Genomic DNA, 20,932 nt, shown 5'->3' on the forward strand with positions numbered 1-20,932 from the left:
TTTTAGCAATGATTTTGATATTGATTCTTCCTGCATCACAAAGGCCATTCTATGGGATCAATGGGGATCGTCAGTATTTGTTTATTAGTTTTTTTTAAAAAAGATCGTTTGAGAGCCAATTCCTTTCCTTTGAAAATCAATTTTCCCTCTTTGTTGTCAGGCAAAGAAAAACTGATTCCCTGCAAATCTTTTGGCGACAATTCAAAGGGAATGCCCGCTTTTTTCATTCCGTTTATTTTTATCAAATAATGATATTCATTTTCTTCAACTGTCCATGTCAGGTATTTTTTAACCAAAGAAAAAGTCAAAAGTTGCCGCGTCGTTGCTACCCACAAAATTTCTCGATGAAAGAGATCTGCAATTTGCTTGAATCTATTAACCGTCTCCTGCGAAAGCGGAAATTCATCACTCTTTTCGCGTCTGTCGCCCATGTGTACGTAAACAATCATCTTCCCACGCGAACGAAGTAATTTTTCTAACACCTTGTCATTGAGCAGCTTAGGCAAATCATCTGACCAGTCATGTTTCCCCGAACCGAATCGTCTGATTTTGAAAATTTTCCTGTTATCGCGAAGTGCATCGACTTCAAATAGATCATTCCCCGACTTTTTGTCCGGAATAATTACTCTGTTTCTAAGCAAAATGTCTTTTGCGAAATCGGGGATAAAGGATAAAACACCTTTTAACAGTGCCTTTGTTTTTTCTCGTCGAGAAAAATGAAGCGGGTTGTTTGCGAAATAATCAGCCCAGCTTGCTTTTCTATCCTGCCCGACTACGGGCGTTAATGACTGCTCGCTATCCCAATAAAATTTGACTCCGAAATCGATCAGCAGATCGGAATGATAGTAGCGATTATTTTCATCGGGCAAATCCCCCTTTCCCAGCGTCGCCGCGCCAATATTCTGAACACTTTCCGCACCTCCGTGATTCGTCCAGACGTCAATTTTTAAATGATGCCTGTCTATTTCTTCCAGCGCACGCGCAGCTAATTCCCGTGAAAATTCATCTTCTGAAACGAAATTCCCATAGCTGTGCATCACATCCAAAATTCCTGCACGGATGAGCAAGCGAATTTGTGGCGCAAATTCTGAAGGAGTAATTTTATCAGGCTTAAAATATGAAAAAGCGGCATTGGGATAGCTGGGGTTATCGTAAAACCAAAAGGAATCACCCACTGGCAATTTCAGACCATTCCCCAGCGGCGTCGTTTTATCTGAATTTAGAAATTTATGGATTGATAAAAAGTCGTCCCATGAAGTACCGTCAATGTCGCTGCAGATCGAAAGTGCAGCCTGAAACGGAAAAGGTAAGTCCAATAGGCGGAAGCGATTATCTTCACTCATCAGGAACGCTCACCGATCTTTCGCGCGGGATTTCCAGCCACAATTGCGTACGGCTCCACATCACGAGTCACTATAGCGCCGGCGCCAATGACCGCACCATCACCGATATGCACGCCGGGCAAAATAATCGCATAGGCGCCGAGCCAAACATCTTCGCCAATGACAATATCTTTTTCCGCGCCCTCCTGCAAGCGGATGAGCTGATTTTTTTTGACGCTGTGGTTATCCGAAATAATGAAAACACCGGGACTGAGCATGGTATTGGCACCAATGGTGATAGTCGAATTTTTCCCCGCCCAGACGTAACAATCACGCTGAATATGAACATTATCGCCTAAAAAAATATTGTGGGAATAAGCCAGTTTAGCTGAAGGCCGGACGACAACGCCTTTTCCTCTATTGCCCAAATTTTTAATACCCCAGAGATTATCAGTGAAAAAAAGAGCGATTATCTGTTTCAACTGAAACCAGAATATTCCCGAAAAAAACAGCGAGAAGTATTTTTTAATTTTATCAAACATAAAATTCAAATCCTGAAAAATATTTTTTGCTGTAATTTTTTACCGAACCAGCGCAGCTTACAAAGAAATGACTTTTCATAGCCAGCCCAGACTTCTGCGCGTTCCCAAAACAGGTTGTTGCGGCTCATTTTTGCCAATTCCTTCAATTGAGCAATATGCAGCCGGTGATAAATTTTTGACGCTAATCTTCTCGGCTTTGCCAGGTCATAGTAGGACCAGAAGCCTGAATCGTATAAATGAATATTTTTTTCTATGCCGGCGATTAAATTTCGGAAAAATTGGTCGGCGTCTTCATCTTTAAAATAAGTAGCAAAATCATACACGCCGAAGATGGAAAATATTGAGCCATTGAGGACTGCTGAAATTTTTGGCGTGGGATATTCTTCGATTACCGGAGATCCGTCCGGAAATTTTGTGACAACTCCCCCACTTTCCGTATCACGCAAAAATACTGAATATGCTTTCTCTGCCGTTTGCAAATATCTTTTTTCTCCGGTTACCTGGTGCATGCGCAGCAGCAGAGAAATTGCCTGCGCCTGCGCCATGCCGGAAATCCAGGGCGCTTTCATGCCATAGAATGGCAAATCTATTTGATATTGCCAGATACAACCGCCTGCTTCATCCATACGGCAATTTTTCACCAGCCAATCAGCTTGCTTTGCCGCGTTGGAAAATGCACGTTCCGAATCGTCTCGTAGCCCAACATTGAACTGCCACAGACCATATTGGCAAACAGTAACAGGGTTGTATTTCCAATTTTTCTCCGGAAAACGTGTGAGCGGCACGCCATTTGGATCAAATTGATAACGGGAAAAATCTTCGCCAATGAGCTCAAATAAATCAATATAATATTTGCCTAATTTCATATCACGAAAAGTAAAATTCGGGTCGCCGATCCAAAAAGAGATCGTTTAATTCGTTCAATTGTTTATCACGGGCTAATTTCGGATCAATTTCCATTACGAATGCTTCTTCCCTGCTGCGATCAGCCCGGTGCAAAATTTCGCCTTTGACTCCTGTGATCTGGCTGCCACCGGTAAACTCCAGAACTGTGTCCCCTCGCTTTTCAGTTCCAATCCGGTTTGCGGTTACAGCAAATATATGATTTTCCAGACATCTCGTCACCATCGCATTCTGACAGTACGGCATGACCAGATTTGACGGATGGCAGATGATGTCTGCGCCGTTGAGGGCGAGCGTCCGCGTGGCTTCCGGGAACATCCAGTCAAAACAAATCATCACGCCAAGACGAATGCCATTGACATCCCATGTTTGAAATTTTCTGTCTCCGGGACTGAAAAAGAGTTTTTCCTTGTAAAATAAATGGATTTTCCGGTAAAGACCAACAAACTCGCCATTTGAGACAATGACAGCGGAATTGAAATATTTGTCATCGGCTTTTTCCGCCAGCCCTGCCACAATGGTAGATTTTTTCTTTTTGGACAATTCAAGTAAAAACTGCGTGGTTTTCCCGTCAGGGATTGTCTCCGACAGAGCCGCTACCTCATTTTTGTTGATAAAAACATAACCTGTATTGAATAATTCAGGCAGCACCCAGAGATCAGCGGTTTTGTCCCGGATCAATTCCTCTGTGCGTTGGAAATTCCCTTCTTTATCACCAAACTTCACTGCAAATTGCACAAAACCGACTTTCATTCGCACCTCAAATTTCAATGGGATATTTGCCGTACTTTTTTGCGGTTTCGATCATCGCCAGATAATTTTCATATTTTACATATTCCGCAACGGTATTTCCCGAGCCAACGCAATAACCACCTTCCGGAGCGACGTTTTTCAGCAAACGAATAACTTCAGCCTCCACCTCTTCAGGAGTCCCGCGAGTCAATAAATCAACATCCACATTCCCGACAAGACAGAAATCATTACCTCGTTTTTTCTTTACGTCCACAATATCAATCGCCTGTGGCTCAAGCGGTTGCAAAGCATTGACACCGCATTTTTTCAGATCATCCATTGCTTCCCAGAGATTTCCGTCCGAATGGAAAATGAAGGGAATATCATGTTTTTTGCACAGATCACCGATTTTCTTCATCCAGGGGAACAAGTACTCCCGATAAATGTCAAGTCGCACAAACAGCCCACTGTTGATGGCAATGTCATCGCTGTAAAAAAGAGCGCCGATATTATCAAAACTCAGACAATTTTCAAATAAATTCAGTTCAATTTCTCCAATCTTATCAAAAAGCCGCCTGATTAGCTCCGGGTTATCAATGAGCGCAAAAGAAAAAGTTTCAAATCCCATGAAATCCCATGTCCACGTAAAAATGTCTCCGTACTGACAAATAACTTTCATTCCGTCCGGAAGGAATTGTTGTACTTCTTCGAAAGGAGAATAATCCACTTCCTCTGGCTTGGGAAAGCGAAATTTCTCAAATTCTTCCATGGTCGTAATTATCCCGGCGCCGCTGGCATGCCATTCACGTTCATTGGTCGTATCGGTGGCTTCAGAGACGCGCTTACCTTCGTGAGGCTGCAAGTGATCGGGATTCATGTCAATGATCGGCGATACTTTAATGTAATCATATCCGGCTTTTTGGTAAAATTCGACATCATCAGCAATCGACTCAACTTTTTTATTCAAAAATTTTTCTTTGATGTTTTTAGCAATTGCCAACTCCAGCAGCGGCACTCTTTCGGGTTGCCCACCCATGAGCGCCGTCCGTAACTGATCAAAATTGGGACTATTTTCTGCCATGATATTTCCCGCATTTCTAAATGATGGTCTGCAAAGATTGCGTCTTTTTGCTTTTAGTTTAAGCCTCGATATTTGTTGTCATTTCCTTTATTTGCGCCAATAAATCAGCGGCTTCTTCTGATTCAGGTTTCTTGCGCAAAACGGATTTTAAGATGGTTTGGGCTTGCTTGTACCAGCCATTTTCCAAATAATATTTGGCGCATTCCAGATAAATGTCGTTCATTGACCTATCCTGAGTCAAAATTTCCATGATTTTTGAATATTGTTTTTTAAATAATTTCTTCAGCATCGTTCGATGTTCAAGAAAATAGATCAAAAGAAGCACGTTGTTTTTATATTTATGCAAGATTTTCAAAGTGATTTCCATTCCTGTGACAAACATCTTATTCAATTTTCCGAGATTCATTTCCAACGATGTTTTGGCTTCTTTGTACTCATCAGAGTCACCCGAATAATGGTCAATGATATATCTCAGTTCGCGAGCGACCATTACTCGATGAAACAAAATCCCAATATTATTCATCAGCATTAACTCAAGACTGTCCGGCGTCAATTTGTCCGCTTGTTCAAATATTTTCTTCTTTGGATTTAGCACTCGTTTGAAAATCAGATGAAAGTTTTCTTTGGCGTCGTACAACAAATCGCAGATTTTGCGAAGCGTACTAAAAGTAGGAAATTTCCCCTTCTTTTGATCATAATTTGACACGAAAAGATACATCGCCGCGAAATATCCCCAAAAAATCTGTCTTATTTTCCAATCCTTCACTTTGTGAATGTAAGGACTCACGGTTTCGTTTTGGATAGTCATGTGAATTCCTATGAAATATTGAAATGGCTATTTATTGCGTCGCAGTTTAATTACCCGAAATTCCACGCGCCGATTCTTTTTTCTTGCCTCGTCGCTAAACCCTTCGACAAGCGGATTATCATACCCATAACCTTTTGCAATTAGCCGGCCCGGCTGGATGCCATGTTGGACAAGATATTTTACGACTGAAGCTGCCCGTTGCGATGATAATTTTCGATTGTATTCGCGAGATCCCAGATCGCAAGTATGACCTCCGATTTCAATTTCCGTCCATTCGGGATGCGCTTGCAAGAGACGAAGGAATCGATCAAGTTCACTTTTAGATTCCGGCCGCAGCGTGGACTGGTTTAGCTCGAAAAATACATTCAGCAAAGCAGAAGACAATGCCAGGTCGCCTGCGTTTTGCCGCGGAAGTTTCAAATCAAACTCGACATTAGACTTCGCCTTTTCTCGCAAATCTACGTCCCTGGAAGCAAAAATGAAACTGTCTTTAGACGCGGTATAGCTGTACCATCTTCCTGATGGCAGCAAAATTGTATAATCGCCGTTGGCGCGCGTGTGAGTTATGCCAAGAACCTTAAATGTCTCGAGGTCTTCCCAACTAATCTCCACTTTCTCAATTGGTTTACCGACGAGATCGGTTACTTTTCCGGAAACGATAGTCACCGGGTTGGTGAGCCTTTCCGGAAGCAACATCACATAAATATCGCTTCTTCCCAAACCTTCCGGGCGAACGCTGGAAAAATAGACTTTATCCCCGGACAAGGGAATGCTATAGCCCCAATCTTTGTGAACTGTATTGATCTCTTTTCCTAAATTCATTGGTTTAGTCCATTCGGTCCAACCGTCGCCAATTCGGTACGCGACAAACAAGTCAAGATCTCCCAAACCCGGGTGTCCTGACGAACAAAAAAACAAGGTTCTTCCATCCGGGTGAAAAAGCGGTCCTCGCTCACAAGCTTCAGTATTAATTGTCTCGCCCAAATTTAAAGGCTCAGACCACCCGCTGTCGGTTTTAAAGGACACAAAAATATCAGAATTATAAAATGGGTGGCGATACTCTGCTTTTGGCTTAAATTTGCCGACAACGCCGGGCCTATCTGACACAAAAAATAAAGTTCTGCCATCGCTCGACAAACAGGCGTCTGACTCAAAAAACGGAGAATTCACCGGCGGCCCAAGATTGATCGCCTTGCCCCATCTATTATTATGCAATTCTGCATAATAAATATCGCCATTTCCGTGTGAATCAGGATAATTCCCATAGATAAAAGCCATTGAACTATCCGGCGAAAGATTTACCAGACCTTCGTGCTGGGAAGTATTTAACGGCCTGCCGACATTAACTGCTTTGGACCAGAGACCGCCTATTTTTTTGGATGACCAGATATCCTCTCCCCCAAATCCCCCGGGTCTGTCTCGCGCAGTAAAAAATAGCGACTTATCATCAACCGAAATTACCGGAAAGTACTCGCTATATTTAGAATTAATCGAATCGCCCAAATTTGTTATTAAAATTGTTCTTGTCGGACGGGACAAAATCTCTCTTTTTTGAGCAAAGAACTCTTTCTTTTCCGGCCACAATTCTTCCAGCCGCTTGAGAAAAACAATTGCAGAATCCCATTTTTGCTCGACAACGTAGCGATCGACCTCTTTCAAATAGTGTTTCTTTACCGCTTGTATTTTTTCGATTGCTACTTGCAATTTGGAATCAATAGGTGGCTCAGTGGCGTTTATTTTATGGCGTTTTTGTGCGTTTGCTAAATGCAGATGAAAAAAAAGAAAGACCAGGCACAACGCCCAGATTGTCGCGATATTTTTCGGGAGGATTTTCATTTCAAAAAACTGCGTTTTATAAGTCAGCACATTTATGGTAATTTAACCGTTTCTCATGGCAATTGCAAGAAAAATTGTTGAAATCCCGAACAATTCTAACGAAGCAAAATAATTTTCCGTGAGATCGTAGTGGTTTGTGCTTTGAACTTCACAATATAAATGCCGCTGGCGACGCCGATGCCGTTTGAATTTTTCCCGTCCCATTGAATTTTGTAAGCGCCAACCGTAAATTTGCGCGAGATTAAAGAACTGATCTGCTGTCCCAGCGTATTGTAAATCTTTATCTCCACAAATGATGATCGAGGCAATTGAAAACTGATCGTTGTCGTCGGATTGAATGGATTGGGAAAATTTTGACCGAGAGCGAAATCTTTTATTTTTTCGGAAAAATGTTCATCAACCGAAGTCGCAACGGCGTTGATATGAAACTTCACGGGTACTGTTTTATTTGAAAAATCAGCATCAAGCGATTTAATGAAAATTTCTGAGGTCAGAACGGTGTCTGATTCATTGGCAAAAAATTGAACCGGCAATTCTATTGATTCTCCGGGATAAAGAACATCCGTCGCGTTGCCTGTTTTCATCCAGGTTCCCTGGCCAAGCACGATCTTTTGCGCCAGCAACATGGGAGTCGTATTGTTGATGCTAATCAATTCCTGTGGCGGAAATCCCGAAGCGGCAAATGACCCGGCAGCGACCTGAAAAGTCTGAAACGCAACAGGAGCGGCTTGCTGCAAACGAACAATTTTCATTTCTCCCTGCCAGCAAGCTCCAATGTAGTAAAAATGATTTTTTTTCAGCGCCAGATTGATTCGTTTGGAAGCGACCCACACATTTCCCGTTTCAGCGACATCGATTGAGCTGTAATAAATTCGGCTGAAATCTCCCCTGTCCGATTCAGACTCATAAACGAAAAAATAAATTCTGCCGCCGCTGGTAACCTGGAAATCCATCTCCACGCTCTGCAAAATTGTGCTTTTGACAAAGAAATAGACATTTCCGCAGCCATTGGAAATTGCCAGAGCAGGTTGATCGCTGGGAATTCCAATCGAGTATTCCTGCTGAATTGGATTGATTATTTTAAACGGAAAAGCGCCATAGCCATTATTAGAAATTGTAATTTTTTCATCTATCATCTGCAGAAATGTGTCTGCTACAGCGACGATTGTGTCGGGAAAAACATCTACAACAGGCTGCCCTGCTTTTACAGTGAGGGGGAAAATCAGTTGCTTTGTTTTTCCGTTGTCATACTCCGCGTTAATCAGCAGAGAAATAGTGTGTTCCGGCAGAGCAAAAGGACTCACCCTGATCACAAATGCATCAACAAGTTTTTGTTCACCAGCATCAAGTTGATCAATAGTAACGTTTTCATCCAAAATACCAACCACTGTGTCGTCCGCGGCAACTGTTAAGGTTACCCCTGCCAGCGGCTGACTGCCCAAATTTTTGATCAGCACGGACAACGCCGCAGTTTCGCCGGGATTAATTTCGCCGTCCTGATTGCCGTCATCCCTCACACCGGCGACATTGAGCGCAATTTCTGCATCACCGGAAGTGGTGATTGCAACCGGGATTATCAGCGAATCTTTTGTAGAGCTCTCCGCTGCGACAATCAAATTAGTTTGCAAAAGAGTATCGCTTAAAGGCGCTTTGATTGTTACGGGGAAATTGAAGTTTTCTTTTGGCAAAAGTGTTTTCTCCTGAACCGGAATTTCCAACCAATCCGTGGTACCAAAATCCACTTGCTGCACAAAAGTAAATATTCTGCCATAACTTTGCTTTATCGTGTCAGTCGGGGACATTCCACCGGCGTTCACTGTCCCCGTTGTCAAAGTGCCAAAAGGAAACACAACCGGCGGATATTTATCAGAACGGCAAATTTTTGTCTCATCATTCGTCCAACTCACGCCAAAATAATAATATTTGTTCTTCATCAAAGCCAAATTAACCAGGCCGGTTCCGTAGTAATTTACACCAATTTCTTCAACATGATCTAATTTGTGCCATTTCAAGACATAATTTCCGGTCAGGTGATCGCCTTGGTAAATGAAGTATGAAACATCAGTTGCCGAATCTACTTTCATAAAAAAGTTGAAGCCGAGGAGATTTTCGTCCTCCTTCATGTAAAAAACATTTCCGCAGCCTTCTTTTGTAGCAAGCCACAATTTTTTCACCGTATCACCGATGGCAACATATTTGCGCGAATCATCTTTTACAGAAAATTTCCCGGCGCCAAATCCATCATTTTGAATGAAAAGCTCAGTGTACAAAGAGTCGCCTGGCTGCATATTTTCAGCGAGCAAAATGGGCGAAACAGAAATTTCCGCAACGCCTGCCCGCACCTTAAAATCAAGCGGATAATTTAACGTGTCAGATGAATTGACAATACGTAGATTCATGCTCACAAAATGGCCGTCGGGACAATTCGCGCCGACGACAAAAATCAGAGAGTCAATTGCAGCTCTCTCCCCCGCATCAATCCACGGGATTGTGCAATTTGCTTTTTTGAGAACAATAAAACTATCTTCTGTCACAAGCGACAATTCGATATTTTCCGCCGGCGACTGGCTCTTATTTTCAAACAAGAAACTCCAGCGTACCTCTTCGCCGATATTAATTTCGTGATCATCGTTCTCATCTTCCATCTCAACGGAAGAAAGAATAATTGCCCCCGACGGCAACGCAATAACTGCCAAGTCAGCAATGTAGGGTTTGTAATTTTGCTTTCTCACAACCAATGTAACCGAAGAGTCCGCGCTGATGGGGCTGAAATGCAGGTTAGCTTCTCCGCTCTGATTCGTTCTCTCGGTCGCGAGCAGTTGTGTCCCTTGCACCAGGGAAACTACCGCTTCCGGAACGTTGACGGCAACAGAAAGGCTCGTTTGATTCAAACGCAGCGTATCGCTGTGCGAAACCTGCAACTCCTGGGGAAATTGTGTCCAGATTTGCATTGCCGGGTCGCCATAAAAGTGAAATTCTTCGAACTCCACCAGTCTTGTTTTATTGGCGCTGTATTGCGACGCCATGACTAATTTTCCGTAATTCAGAGCTTCTCCTAGGCTGGCAGTGCTGATTTCCGCCGGATCGTCGGGCAGAAACCGGGGCCAGATCGCATCGAGAATTCCTTTTGCCAGAGCATCATTATAGCCGCTGTAACTCACCCGTGTAGCACCAAATACAGCTACGGCACCGCCGTGCAAATTGCGAATCCAGGCTTCCACAAAACACTCCGCCGCTGCGCTTGTCCCGGTGGCATCATCGTCGGTTTCGTTATCGTACCAGCCAGTGGCGCAATTGATACTCATCACGACAGGCAACTTGTCCCCATTTGCCAGACTTTTTACATCGCCGATCTGGTAAGAAGGATCTCCCCAGCCATTTCGCGAACCGTGATCTCGATGCGACACTAAAAAACAACCTCGCTCAATGGCATTGGAAATATCACGGGCGTCGCCGTCCCAGGTAAAACCTTTGCTGCGCAAAAGTTCCTGAGGCAGCCTCTCGCCACTTGCGTAACTTCCGTTGTTGTAAAATTGCGGATCCACGGCAGGTTTGGCAGTGTAAACTCGCTCCACCTGATAGCCCTGATTTAACAAAAAATCTCGCATTTCTTCGCTTGTGAGCACGAAACGCCTGTCTTCGTAACCATCGCGTTCATTGTAATTGGGGGTATCCGTGTCATCGTCGTCCTGGAAATATGAGGCGACGACAATATTTTGATAAAAAGAAGGATCAGCGACAGGGTTTTTCTCGTACTGAATTAGCCTTTCCACGAAAGAATTGGCTTCAATGGGCTCGTCAACAGGGATTCTCCCTGAAATGATATCGGGAAAATAATCGCTGCCATCGACAGTGGTGTAGTAAAGATCGGTGCCAATTGTACCGTTGTCCTCGCTCGAGTGTTTCGTGTAGTAATTCGTCGGAATGAACTCGGCGTCGCCTAAAAAAACCACATAAGTTGGCGCTGGATTCCAATGCTCATAGGCGTATTGAATGAAGTTTCGAATGGATTGAGCATCGTCCCCGATTTCCTGGACATCAACGACTTTGCTGTTCAGCCCGCGCATTCTTTCCCATTCCGCAAGCAAATGAGCCGCAACGGCAAAACGAGGGTGGGTAATAATCAAATAGTCGCAACCGGTAAAAAAGTCGTATTGGGATTCGATTGTATTTTCCGTCCGCGCGAATTTTTGGGATAATTCCCAGTTAGAAACCGTTTTTTTTAATAAATTTGCAAAAACAGCCGATTTCAAACGTCCCGAATAGTTTATCGGCTGGGAATTTTCAAAATTGACTGAAACCTGAAAATCATAATAAATTCTCGCTTTCTTTTTTACGGGATTAAATTGAAGTGGCGAAATCCAAAGCGTCGTCATTCGATAGCCGCGCATAATTTTCACTGGTTCAGTCCACGCCAGTTGTTTGGGGAAAAACGCTGCTTTTTGGTAAATGGAATTATCAATCCATGCGCGCAGAGGCTTCTTATTTTCCGGCGCTGGCGGAGCTACCGGCGCAATAAAGACATTGTCCAGTTCGATGTATTTTTCTCCGTGAATGGAAACAGAAATCGGTGAATCATTAGGCAGCAAAATCATTTTCCCCATCAAGGGTACGTCCGGCTGTCCCACGTCATTTTTCCCATTAAAATTTTCTATTTTCAAAAGATCAAACGAACGAGCGTCAATTGATTCTTCGCTTTTCTGATAGTATGGAATTGTTATGTGAAATTCAATATTCGCAGTTGATGAGTGAGATAGTGCCACCTTCGGGGGCTGAGACGTTCCCTGTAAGCTGTTGATGAAAGTTTTTGTCTGTGAAAAAGAAGAGGACACAAAAATCAGCAAGGAGAAAAAGAACGCAAGCTTAAAAAATTTCGCCATATTAGAAAATTCCCTTTTCGTTTGAATTTTTCTTTTGAATTTGCGCTAAGATTCAACGTACCAAATATGTGAAGAAAAGAGATCGCTATCATTAAGATAATTTACAATTGCTTCCGTGCATGCATCGACGCCGGAAAATCGACTGATGTCAAGATAATTGGCGAACTCTTTGTTCGCCGCAAACCAGCGCCAGACAACTTCAATTTGTTCTTTTGAGTAAAAAGAATGTTTGAGTTTCTCTGAAAAGAAAAACTCCCTCACTATTTCCCTCACAATCTCCGTTAAATTTTCATCATTTTTCCCGGCGATGAATGCTGCCGCCCGCTTGATTCCGGCGATGAAAGATAAATTTACCTTTCCTGCTTCCGCAGTCGGCAGAAATAGAATATAATATTTTCTTTCGTATTTGTCAACACGAAAAGGATGAATTTTTACCTGAACATTCAACGATGGATTGAATTCATTGATCGCTTGATTTTCAACCAGCAATGCTTCTAATAAAGTATGAAAAAAATCTCCAGCAACTCTGATGAAGGAGCGCCTTGTTGCTGTTCTTTCAAATATTTGTAGATTTTTTCTTTCATAAGATTTGAATTGACAGAGAAAAAATGACAAACATGGACAACAGGATCGGCATCCGCATTTTTTTTGGCGAAAACCTATGAATGTGAAAAAGGCAGATTCAAAAAAATCTGCCTTTTCAAAAAGAATTTACTTTACTGTTTTCTCCGGCGGATAAGGTACGTCTTTCCACCGTTCCACATTTTCCGGCTGTTTTGCTTTACCAGCCGGTTCTGTTTTCTTGCCAAACTTTCTTGCCGTAATTTCCCGCTTCAGCAACTGAATGGCAAACGCCGGGTCCACACCCTTAGGGCAAGCTTCAGAACAAGCGCCGGCAAAATGGCAGCGCCAGACGCCATGAGGATTGTCCAGCGCCAATTGCCTCAGGCTAAACCCATCGTCACGCGTATCAATGCAATAACGGTAGGCCTGAGTCAAAGGCTGCGGTCCCGGAAATTCAGGGTCTGTTCCGACGACAGGACAGGCAGCCAAACAAGCGCCACACTTAATGCAATAAGAGAATTGCAAATATTCTTCTAATTCGTCAGGAGTTTGATAGAGCTCACCTTCCGGATTCTCAATCGCTTTTTCTTCGTCATCACGAATCAAAAATGGCTTCATATTTTCGTGGTGATGAAACAGCGGTTCAAGATCGGGCACAACGTCTTTTATTACCGGATAGTTCGCCAAAGGTTTCACGACAACTTCTTTGCTTTGAAGTTCCGAAATAACCTGAGTCTGGCAAGCGAGTCGCGGCTTTCCGTTGATTTCCATAGCGCATGAGCCGCAAATTCCCATGCGGCATGATGCGCGATAAGAAATTGAGCTATCCAACTCCTCTTTGATGTACATAATTGCATCTAAAACAGTCCATCCCTTAATGACCGGGACGATAAAAGTGTCAAATCGTGGCTTATCATTCACATCCGGATCGAAACGATAAAGCTTAAACATAATATCTTTTGTTTCCACGTTTTGAGGATTACTATTATCATTGGTTTTGCTCATTAGTTATTCCTCCTAAGAGTTCGCGATTGTATAGCCGTCAATAACCGCATAAGCACCATAAACGAAAAGTGCCAAACCGACAATTACGATGACGATATTTATAAGTTTTTGCACTCCTTTGGGCAAAGAAAGCTCCAATATCATTGAACGCAATCCATAGAATCCATGGTAGAGTGCAAATCCCGTCAAAAGCAGGTAAATCACCAAATACGCCACAGATTTTGCACGCGCCATTACGCTGGCATAAGAAAGGACATCTCCCGCGGACATGAAACCTAATGCCTGCAAAATACTATCCAAATGCATCACAGCGGAATGTATGCCCAGAACGACGATGATCACGGCGCCTGCTATTAAATGCCAAAACCAATAAGTTGACTCTCGCATGTATGCCTCCTTAAAGTCAATGAATCAAGAAAAAGTCGTATCCACCGATTACAATAAAAATAGCAGCTAACAGCATGATGATATACGTAAAAATACGAATTCTCATGTTTGCTGATGTATAAGGGTAAATGGGTCTTTTCGGCTTCCCTAAAATCAAACCGAATTCCGATAAAATCAATCGTAACCCATTCAGGCCATGAAATATAATGGCAACAAATACCAGATATTCACCGATGTGAAAAATAGTCCCTTTCACACCTGCCATCGCAGCGTTCCATGCGGTTTCGCCATGGATTTTCTGAGCGGCGACAAAAATATGAATCATAAAATATAATAAAATGCCTAATCCGGTTAGTCGGTGAAGAATAAACAAATAACGTTCGATCCCATATCTCCCGCCATAAATCCAACCCGCAAGTCCTAACCGATTGGGTTTTGTACGTTTCTCCTGGACCACAGTTTTCATTTTTTCCTCCTAATACTTTCGTTCTACAGGTTTCCAGGTCGTGATGGCGACTGGCTTGTAACTCAGTTTCGGACCATCATCTGTAACCGTAGCGACGGTGTGCTTCAGCCATTTGTCATCATCGCGTTTGGGAAAATCTAAACGAGCATGCCCGCCACGGGATTCTTGCCGAGTAAATCCGCTTTTTATGACAACTTCAGCGACATCAATCATAAAACCAAGTTCCAGCGCGAAAACCAGGTCGGTATTGTACACCCGGCTCTTATCGCGAACAGTAATGTTTTTATAGCGTTCTTTGACTTGGCGGATTCGTTTCAGCCCTTCTTCCATTTTGTCGCCGGTGCGATAGACAGGCATGTGTTTGTCAATGATATCTCTCACTTCAGAACGCAGCTCGTAAACTGATTCTTTGCCATCTTTCTTCATAAGATCATTGAAAATGCGGTCATCTTCTTTCTTTGCAGCGTCATCGTTCAGGTTTGGAAATTTCTTCCCATCGACATATTTTACAACCTCTTCGCCGGTAATTTTCCCGTAAACAAGGCACTCTGCCGTCGAATTAGTTCCCAATCGATTCGCCCCGTGAAGACTTTCGCAACCAGCCTCCCCGGCAGCCCAGATATTTTTTGTGCCATCAGCCTTGCCGTTAATATCCGTATCGATACCGCCCATCAAATAGTGCCACACAGGCCTGATAGGAATTGCCTCGTGAACCGGATCAACGCCGACGAATTTCATCGTCAATTCGCGGATGAAGCCTAATCTCTCATTAATTTTATCTGCGCCAAGGTGCGTCAGATCAAGATGCACAAAATCCAGTCCCCTGGGGCCCGGAAATCCGCGACCTTCGTTAATTTCTGTAATGATCGAACGAGAAACAATATCCCGCGGCGCTAATTCCATTTTCCCCGGAGCATATCGCTCCATAAAACGCTCGTTTTTGTTGTTTCTCAGATAACCACCTTCACCGCGACAGGCTTCTGTCATTAAAATTCCCGTTGGAATCAAGCCTGTGGGGTGAAACTGGACAAATTCCATGTCTTTTAATGGAAGTCCGGCTTTATAAGCCATGGCGATGCCGTCGCCGGTTACGGTGTGTGAGTAAGTTGTGAAGCCTGAAATACGGCCGATACCGCCGGAAGCAATAATGAGCGCCTTGCCTCTAAAGACATGAAATTTACCGGTCGTCATGTCAATTGCTGTCATTCCCTGAAATTCCCCGTCCTCGACGATTAGAGAAGTAACAAACCACTCATCGTAACGAGTCACGTTGTCGTATTTCAGAAGCGTATCGTAAAGCGTTTGCATTTCAAAAAAACCGGTTTTGTCAGCAGCAAAAACTGCTCGAGGGTAACCATGGCCGCCAAAAGGTCTCTGATTTATTCGGCCATCTTCACGACGACTCCAGGGAATTCCCCAGCGATCAAGCCGCCGTATTTCAGCAGGACACTCCTTAACAAATCGATAAACAACATCTTGATCTGCTAAAAAATCACTTCCCTTGATTGTATCCCAGGCATGCAAATCAAAACTGTCCCCTTCATCCTCTCGGAGAACGGCGGCGGTTCCGCCCTCTGCAGCAACTGAGTGAGATCGCATCAATTGTACTTTCGAAATGATCCCCACATCGACTTTACCCTTGCTCCGTAGGGAAATTTCAACCGCGGCCCTCAAACCTGCCAGTCCAGATCCTAAAATTAACACATCATGATTAAACGTTTCTGCCATTTGATACCTCCATATTGGAAGAACATTTAGAGATTAACAGAATTGGAATTAAAATGTTACAATTCATTTCCTCAATTGTAAAGATGATACCTTGTGGTATTTTTAAAAGTGAAGATTAAATCGGATGAAGCGAAAGCAAAAATTTCTTGTGCTATTATAATAAAAAATAAATTCAAAGTCAATAAAAATTATGGAAATCTGCCGTTAACATAATGTCAAAAATGACAATTTTTTAACTCACATTAAGCCGTGTTCAGCAAAGCTAAAAAAACTGTCCTTCCCGATAATGATGTGATCAAAAGGCCTGACATCGACTAATCTACAGGCATCCGTGAGTTGCTTGGTGATTCTTTTGTCTTCTAAACTTGGCGTCGGATCGCCGCTGGGGTGATTATGCACAAAAATAATTGAAGCCGCGGACAGATTAAGCGCCTCCTTGACTATTTCGCGCACATTTACCAGGCTCTCCGTCAGGCTTCCCGCAAATAGCGTTTTTTCCAAAATCAAATTATTGCGCGATGTCAGCAAAATTATCTTGAATTCCTCGCGGTTGGTGTCGCGCATGTAAGGCCCGACAAGATGGAACACATCCTCCGCTCGCATGAGCCGCGGCTTGTTTTTTGTCTTTTCGCTCGCCAGACGTTTGCCAATTTCCAGCGCCGCTTTAATTTGAGCGACTTTGGCGGGACCAATGCCGTTAATTTCACAGATTTCGCTAATTGACCGCGAATCCAGTTCGCGAAAAGTGCCGAAATGTTGGATGAGCTTTCTTGCGAGATCGATTGCCGTATTTTCTTTATCGCCCACTCGCAGCAAGATGGCCAACAATTCCGCATCCTGCAATTTATCTGCTCCAAATTTAATCAATCGCTCACGAGGTCTGTCATTGACAGGCCAGTCCTTGATGGTGTAAGTTGTTTTTTTCATCTACTGAACTATTCTCCGCTTATTTGTCAGCGAAACGGCAATCAAAGCGCCGATAATTGCAAAAATCGAATAAATTACCAGAGAAAGCAAAAAGCTCAAAATGATCAACGTGAAACCTTCCTGATATTGGCTCAACCGGATCAACGCATCCTCCAACTCAGGCGGCAATTCCTGAGAATAGTCCATCATTTTTTGCAATTGTTGCTGAACATTGGTGCCAATCAAAGAACTAAAAATTGTTCCGATAATGGCACCAAAAGCGCCGGACATGAGACCTAAAGTCACCCCATCGCTTGATTCCAATTTGACAGTCTCCAGTTCCACAAGCTTTTTGTTGTAAAAATGAACGGCGACAAATCCGCCAAACATCACGCCGGCGCAGCAAAAGCAGTTGACGAAACTGATAAGCGGCACGGATGAAATGAGAGCAATAGTCAAGCCGCCGAAAAGAGCGGGTTGCATTTTGTCAGGTTTTTCGTTCATGCGACATCTCCGTTTTCTGACTCATTTTTTATTTTTAGTTGACAATTTTTTTCCCAATTCCAGCGCTCCCGGCAACACAAAAAATAAGGCAATTGCTCCGGTCAAAAAACCGGTAACGAAGCGACTCGTCATGGTGTTATTTCCCACTCCGGTGAATCCCACTGCGAAATCAAAGATTAATGCAAAAACGGCAACTAGCAAAACCCGAGGGGAAATATGGGAAAATTTTTTCATTTTTATCAGCAGAAAGAAAAATAAAGTCGAGGCAAAAAAGCCGAAATAAATTCCCGTACATCGCGAGCAAACCGCCAATTGATGACCGAAAATAAAAAATGATCGAGAAGCCATTTGATGGCAAACTTTGGAGAAGAAAAAATAAATCATTCCTGAAGAAAATGAATGACCGCGCGAGGCAAGATAAGGCGCCAGCAAAATCAAGCCGCACCATAAAATCACGCCGACGAGGAAAATGTAATAGATTAGCTCTTGCTTTCGGGATAGCGGTTCCATTTCAATAGCAGTCGATTTTTCGATTCACTATAATTTTTTTTCTGCGAATTGACGCTCGATTTCTTTGCCCGGCGCACAAGACGCAGAAATATAACGAATTTTGCTCAAGATTGCAAGCCCTTTTCGTAGATATCGTCCGCTAAAGAAAAAGAGGCTCACTTCTTCTGACATCTTATTTTTTCTCGTAACGCGCTTTGACGCGAATACTAATGCCCCCGCGCGGATTGAAATCGCCAAAAACGAACGCTTTCCTCGGCTGGCAAGCGGCAACGACATCGTCCAGAATTCGATTGACAACTTCCTCGTGGAATGTGTTGTGATTGCGAAAAGAAAACAGGTAAAGCTTCAAAGACTTGCTTTCAATGCATTTTTTGTCCGGCACGTAATGAATGGTAATTTTTCCGAAATCCGGCTGATTAGTGATGGGACACCGTGCGGTAAATTCCGGGCAATCAAAAGTAATCCAATATTCCCGGTCAGGATATTGATTGTCGAAAGTCTCCAATTTGGCTTCTTCCGGTGTCTCCGGGTATGTCGCTGCGCCGGATTTAAGGATGGTCAAATCTTTGTATTTCTTTTCTTTTTCTGACATTGGAAATCCTCTGATTAGCTGTTAATTTTGATAAAATACAAAAAATTATGTTGCGATTAAATAAAAAAATGCTATTTTAAATAAGGGTGTTAATTTTGCACTCCCACGCAGGAAATCGGCATAAACGTTAAATACTTAGGAATGCCAAAATGCTGATCAGGACAAAAACAGACAATTTTCTCGATTCCACTATTAATCTGCTAACGGCAAAAAAATCTTTCATCTGCTTTTCGATTTTGTTAATTGCTTATACTTTCCTCTCCGCAATTTTTGTCAATTTTTCCGGCACAGCGGATTACTGGGAACATCTGGCGGCAATGTTCTCATTTTCCAGAAATCTGCTTCACCCGGAAAATCCTTATGTTTTATCGGCAGACCCTTCTCACCTGCTTTCGCCCTACCATTTTTTCTGGGGCTTCGCGGCAAAAATTACCGATTTACATCCGATTTACCTTTTTCCGCTCATCGGCGCATTCAACATTGGGCTTTTCTTGTTTGCGCTGACCAGACTTTCCCGATTCCTGACTTCTTCAACAAAATTTGCATTACCGTTGGCTCTGACTTTGTTTTTTTTCTGGAACAATCCCTGGCCCTGGAGCGGATTTTACAATTTTGGACTTTTGCCTCTGACCAGCGTTTATCCGTATTGGTTTTCTTTCTCCCTGAGCTTGATCATTTTGAGCGACTACGGGAATTCTCGCAAAGCAATGACACAATTGCTGCTTATTTTTTTAGCAACCATCGCGTTTATCAGTCATCCGGTAACCGGCTCCTTTCTGATTCTGGCAACTGCTATCAAAATTATCTTCCAACAAGAACTTTCTTTGACAAGAAAAGCTATGCTGTTGTTCGGATTGATACTCGTTTTCCCGATGAGCATGATTTGGCCTTTTTTCCCGATCTGGGACGCTGTCGGCAAGTCCCACGATTTCGCCGCCATGAACTTTTCAGGAAATTACCGTCTGTTTTACCAGGGCGTAGTCGGGAAAATTTTTCCCGCGCTGATTGGGTTACCGCTTATTTTTTTAAATAAAAAAGAACTCAGAGCAAATTTCATTATTACCGGTTTCTTTGCGGTTCTTTTTGTGTATTTTTTCAACTATTTCGTATTGCACAATTCTGTCTTCGGCCGCTACATTGTTTATCTGGTCTTTTTCCTTCACATCTCCATTGTCTTATTTCTGAAAAGAACAGAGACAAATTTCAGGGGTAAACTCACGTTCACTGTATTCTCACTGTTTCTGATCTTTTTCGGCGCCAAAGAAATAAAAAATTCAACGCATTGGCTGGGTATTTTCGATGATTTAAAAGAAAACACCCCCATCGGAACCCACTCAAATTTCAATATTTTTAGAATTTATCAAAAAATAGACCTGTTTATCAACACAAACGACGTTGTTTTGGCACCTCTGGACGAATCCTGGTTGCTTCCGGCGATTATTGGCTGCAAAGTCGTTGGCGTGAAACACTCCAATCCGTTCATGCCGGACTATTACGACCGGCTGAAAGACAATGAAACGTTCTTCTCCGATACAGCGAGTGTGGAGATTCGAAAACAAATATTGAAAAAATATCAGGCGAAATATGTTCTAATTCCCACTAAAATGGACAAATCGAAATTTACTAATTTCCTTGTCGAAATTTACACGGATGAAAATTTTTATCTCTTTGGATTCCCTGAATCCGATTAAAACTCTCCGTTCAGGACGCGAAATTCCTGCTGCCGAACCGTAAAGCCGACAGAGTCGAAATAGTTCAGCAACGGCAGCGCGTATTTGCGGCTGGTATTCACGATTTGTCGGAATTCTCCCACCGTGATTTGATCGTGATCATTGAAAAACTGCTTTAATTTTTCCTGCGCTTCCTTCACCCTGTCTTTGTGGAAATAAATATTTTTCTCTGCGCGAATGATTCGCTCCAATTCCAGCAGAATCTGCAGATACTCTTCGACTTCTTTGGTGCTTATTCTCAATTCATCTGCAAGCTGTTCCGGATTTGATGTGGCAAAGGCTTCGTCGTAAAGTTTTCGAGCAATTTTTTCCGTCATTCTTTTTTGCACATCGGACAAAGCCATGCCTTTGCTTTGCAGCGCAGCAATGTTATTTTTCAATGAAATCTTTCCGTCGGCGGATAATGTTTCGAGCACGCTATTCAACAGCAGCGCAT

Annotated in this window: 19 protein-coding genes; 1 reads left to right on the top strand and 18 read right to left on the bottom strand. The window is 43.0% G+C overall.

Translation table 11 applies throughout. The annotated features are described in order from the left end of the window. Positions 1–35: 35 nt before the first annotated feature. From GXO74_09010 to queF, 17 genes are all read right to left on the bottom strand, one after another. Complete coding sequence (locus GXO74_09010; GenBank protein NOZ61808.1) at positions 36–1,343, bottom strand: hypothetical protein; 1,308 nt, start codon at positions 1,341–1,343, stop codon at positions 36–38. Beyond that, the gene (locus tag GXO74_09015; protein NOZ61809.1) at positions 1,343–1,864 is read right to left on the bottom strand and encodes an acyltransferase; all 522 of its coding nucleotides are present in this window, start codon (positions 1,862–1,864) and stop codon (positions 1,343–1,345) included. Before GXO74_09015 ends, GXO74_09010 begins: the two co-directional genes overlap by 1 nt. Before the next feature lie 5 nt (positions 1,865–1,869). Next, positions 1,870–2,730 carry a hypothetical protein gene (locus tag GXO74_09020; GenBank protein NOZ61810.1) on the bottom strand — a complete coding sequence of 287 codons (861 nt, stop codon included), beginning with the start codon at positions 2,728–2,730 and terminating at the stop codon, positions 1,870–1,872. Position 2,731: 1 nt separating this feature from the next. After that, positions 2,732–3,520 carry an acyltransferase gene (locus tag GXO74_09025; protein ID NOZ61811.1) on the bottom strand — a complete coding sequence of 263 codons (789 nt, stop codon included), beginning with the start codon at positions 3,518–3,520 and terminating at the stop codon, positions 2,732–2,734. A gap of 7 nt (positions 3,521–3,527) precedes the next feature. Beyond that, positions 3,528–4,580: a nucleoside 2-deoxyribosyltransferase gene (locus GXO74_09030; protein ID NOZ61812.1), complete on the bottom strand. Its 1,053-nt coding sequence runs from the start codon at positions 4,578–4,580 to the stop codon at positions 3,528–3,530. Between the two features lie 58 nt (positions 4,581–4,638). After that, positions 4,639–5,388, bottom strand: coding sequence for a tetratricopeptide repeat protein (locus GXO74_09035; GenBank protein NOZ61813.1), 750 nt, complete (start codon positions 5,386–5,388; stop codon positions 4,639–4,641). Positions 5,389–5,415: 27 nt separating this feature from the next. Next, a complete protein-coding gene (locus GXO74_09040) occupies positions 5,416–7,224 on the bottom strand; it encodes an OmpA family protein (protein ID NOZ61814.1) in 1,809 nt (602 codons plus the stop codon). A gap of 95 nt (positions 7,225–7,319) precedes the next feature. Continuing rightward, positions 7,320–12,104 carry a T9SS type A sorting domain-containing protein gene (locus GXO74_09045; GenBank protein NOZ61815.1) on the bottom strand — a complete coding sequence of 1,595 codons (4,785 nt, stop codon included), beginning with the start codon at positions 12,102–12,104 and terminating at the stop codon, positions 7,320–7,322. Between the two features lie 45 nt (positions 12,105–12,149). Further along, positions 12,150–12,593 carry a hypothetical protein gene (locus GXO74_09050; GenBank protein ID NOZ61816.1) on the bottom strand — a complete coding sequence of 148 codons (444 nt, stop codon included), beginning with the start codon at positions 12,591–12,593 and terminating at the stop codon, positions 12,150–12,152. A 222-nt stretch (positions 12,594–12,815) separates the two neighbouring features. Further along, positions 12,816–13,673: a succinate dehydrogenase iron-sulfur subunit gene (locus tag GXO74_09055; GenBank protein ID NOZ61817.1), complete on the bottom strand. Its 858-nt coding sequence runs from the start codon at positions 13,671–13,673 to the stop codon at positions 12,816–12,818. 12 nt (positions 13,674–13,685) lie between these two features. Beyond that, positions 13,686–14,060 (bottom strand): hypothetical protein, encoded by a 375-nt coding sequence (locus GXO74_09060; protein NOZ61818.1) that lies wholly within the window; start codon positions 14,058–14,060, stop codon positions 13,686–13,688. 16 nt (positions 14,061–14,076) lie between these two features. Further along, positions 14,077–14,526, bottom strand: coding sequence for a succinate dehydrogenase (locus tag GXO74_09065; GenBank protein ID NOZ61819.1), 450 nt, complete (start codon positions 14,524–14,526; stop codon positions 14,077–14,079). A 9-nt stretch (positions 14,527–14,535) separates the two neighbouring features. Then, on the bottom strand, positions 14,536–16,254 hold the full coding sequence (locus tag GXO74_09070; GenBank protein NOZ61820.1) for a succinate dehydrogenase/fumarate reductase flavoprotein subunit: 1,719 nt from the start codon (positions 16,252–16,254) through the stop codon (positions 14,536–14,538). A gap of 237 nt (positions 16,255–16,491) precedes the next feature. After that, positions 16,492–17,181 carry a JAB domain-containing protein gene (locus GXO74_09075; protein NOZ61821.1) on the bottom strand — a complete coding sequence of 230 codons (690 nt, stop codon included), beginning with the start codon at positions 17,179–17,181 and terminating at the stop codon, positions 16,492–16,494. Next, a complete protein-coding gene (locus GXO74_09080; GenBank protein ID NOZ61822.1) occupies positions 17,182–17,664 on the bottom strand; it encodes a hypothetical protein in 483 nt (160 codons plus the stop codon). A gap of 21 nt (positions 17,665–17,685) precedes the next feature. Next, positions 17,686–18,174, bottom strand: a complete 489-nt coding sequence (locus tag GXO74_09085) for a DUF2085 domain-containing protein (protein NOZ61823.1) — start codon at positions 18,172–18,174, stop codon at positions 17,686–17,688. Between the two features lie 172 nt (positions 18,175–18,346). Further along, entirely contained in the window at positions 18,347–18,766 is a 420-nt protein-coding gene (gene queF, locus GXO74_09090) for an NADPH-dependent 7-cyano-7-deazaguanine reductase QueF (GenBank protein NOZ61824.1), read from the bottom strand. A gap of 149 nt (positions 18,767–18,915) precedes the next feature. On the opposite strand from queF, the gene GXO74_09095 reads away from it, so the two are divergent. Continuing rightward, positions 18,916–20,457 carry a hypothetical protein gene (locus tag GXO74_09095; protein ID NOZ61825.1) on the top strand — a complete coding sequence of 514 codons (1,542 nt, stop codon included), beginning with the start codon at positions 18,916–18,918 and terminating at the stop codon, positions 20,455–20,457. On the opposite strand, the gene GXO74_09100 is transcribed toward GXO74_09095, so the two are convergent. Further along, on the bottom strand, positions 20,454–20,932 hold a 479-nt coding region (locus tag GXO74_09100; GenBank protein ID NOZ61826.1), incomplete at its 5' end, for a hypothetical protein. The two genes, GXO74_09095 and GXO74_09100, sit on opposite strands and share 4 nt — an antisense overlap.

The sequence above is a fragment of the Calditrichota bacterium genome, assembly GCA_013152715.1.
Taxonomy (GTDB): domain Bacteria; phylum Zhuqueibacterota; class Zhuqueibacteria; order Thermofontimicrobiales; family Thermofontimicrobiaceae; genus 4484-87.

Coding starts and splice junctions, on each gene's coding strand:
- GXO74_09095 (NOZ61825.1), top strand. CDS start 18,916: ATGCTGATCAGGACAAAAACAGACAATTTTCTCGATTCCACTATTAAT.
- GXO74_09020 (NOZ61810.1), bottom strand. CDS start 2,730: ATGAAATTAGGCAAATATTATATTGATTTATTTGAGCTCATTGGCGAA.
- GXO74_09015 (NOZ61809.1), bottom strand. CDS start 1,864: ATGTTTGATAAAATTAAAAAATACTTCTCGCTGTTTTTTTCGGGAATA.
- GXO74_09075 (NOZ61821.1), bottom strand. CDS start 17,181: ATGAAAAAAACAACTTACACCATCAAGGACTGGCCTGTCAATGACAGA.
- GXO74_09060 (NOZ61818.1), bottom strand. CDS start 14,060: ATGCGAGAGTCAACTTATTGGTTTTGGCATTTAATAGCAGGCGCCGTG.
- GXO74_09085 (NOZ61823.1), bottom strand. CDS start 18,174: ATGGAACCGCTATCCCGAAAGCAAGAGCTAATCTATTACATTTTCCTC.
- GXO74_09065 (NOZ61819.1), bottom strand. CDS start 14,526: ATGAAAACTGTGGTCCAGGAGAAACGTACAAAACCCAATCGGTTAGGA.
- GXO74_09055 (NOZ61817.1), bottom strand. CDS start 13,673: ATGAGCAAAACCAATGATAATAGTAATCCTCAAAACGTGGAAACAAAA.
- queF (NOZ61824.1), bottom strand. CDS start 18,766: ATGTCAGAAAAAGAAAAGAAATACAAAGATTTGACCATCCTTAAATCC.
- GXO74_09010 (NOZ61808.1), bottom strand. CDS start 1,343: ATGAGTGAAGATAATCGCTTCCGCCTATTGGACTTACCTTTTCCGTTT.
- GXO74_09030 (NOZ61812.1), bottom strand. CDS start 4,580: ATGGCAGAAAATAGTCCCAATTTTGATCAGTTACGGACGGCGCTCATG.
- GXO74_09025 (NOZ61811.1), bottom strand. CDS start 3,520: ATGAAAGTCGGTTTTGTGCAATTTGCAGTGAAGTTTGGTGATAAAGAA.
- GXO74_09080 (NOZ61822.1), bottom strand. CDS start 17,664: ATGAACGAAAAACCTGACAAAATGCAACCCGCTCTTTTCGGCGGCTTG.
- GXO74_09035 (NOZ61813.1), bottom strand. CDS start 5,388: ATGACTATCCAAAACGAAACCGTGAGTCCTTACATTCACAAAGTGAAG.
- GXO74_09040 (NOZ61814.1), bottom strand. CDS start 7,224: ATGAAAATCCTCCCGAAAAATATCGCGACAATCTGGGCGTTGTGCCTG.
- GXO74_09045 (NOZ61815.1), bottom strand. CDS start 12,104: ATGGCGAAATTTTTTAAGCTTGCGTTCTTTTTCTCCTTGCTGATTTTT.
- GXO74_09070 (NOZ61820.1), bottom strand. CDS start 16,254: ATGGCAGAAACGTTTAATCATGATGTGTTAATTTTAGGATCTGGACTG.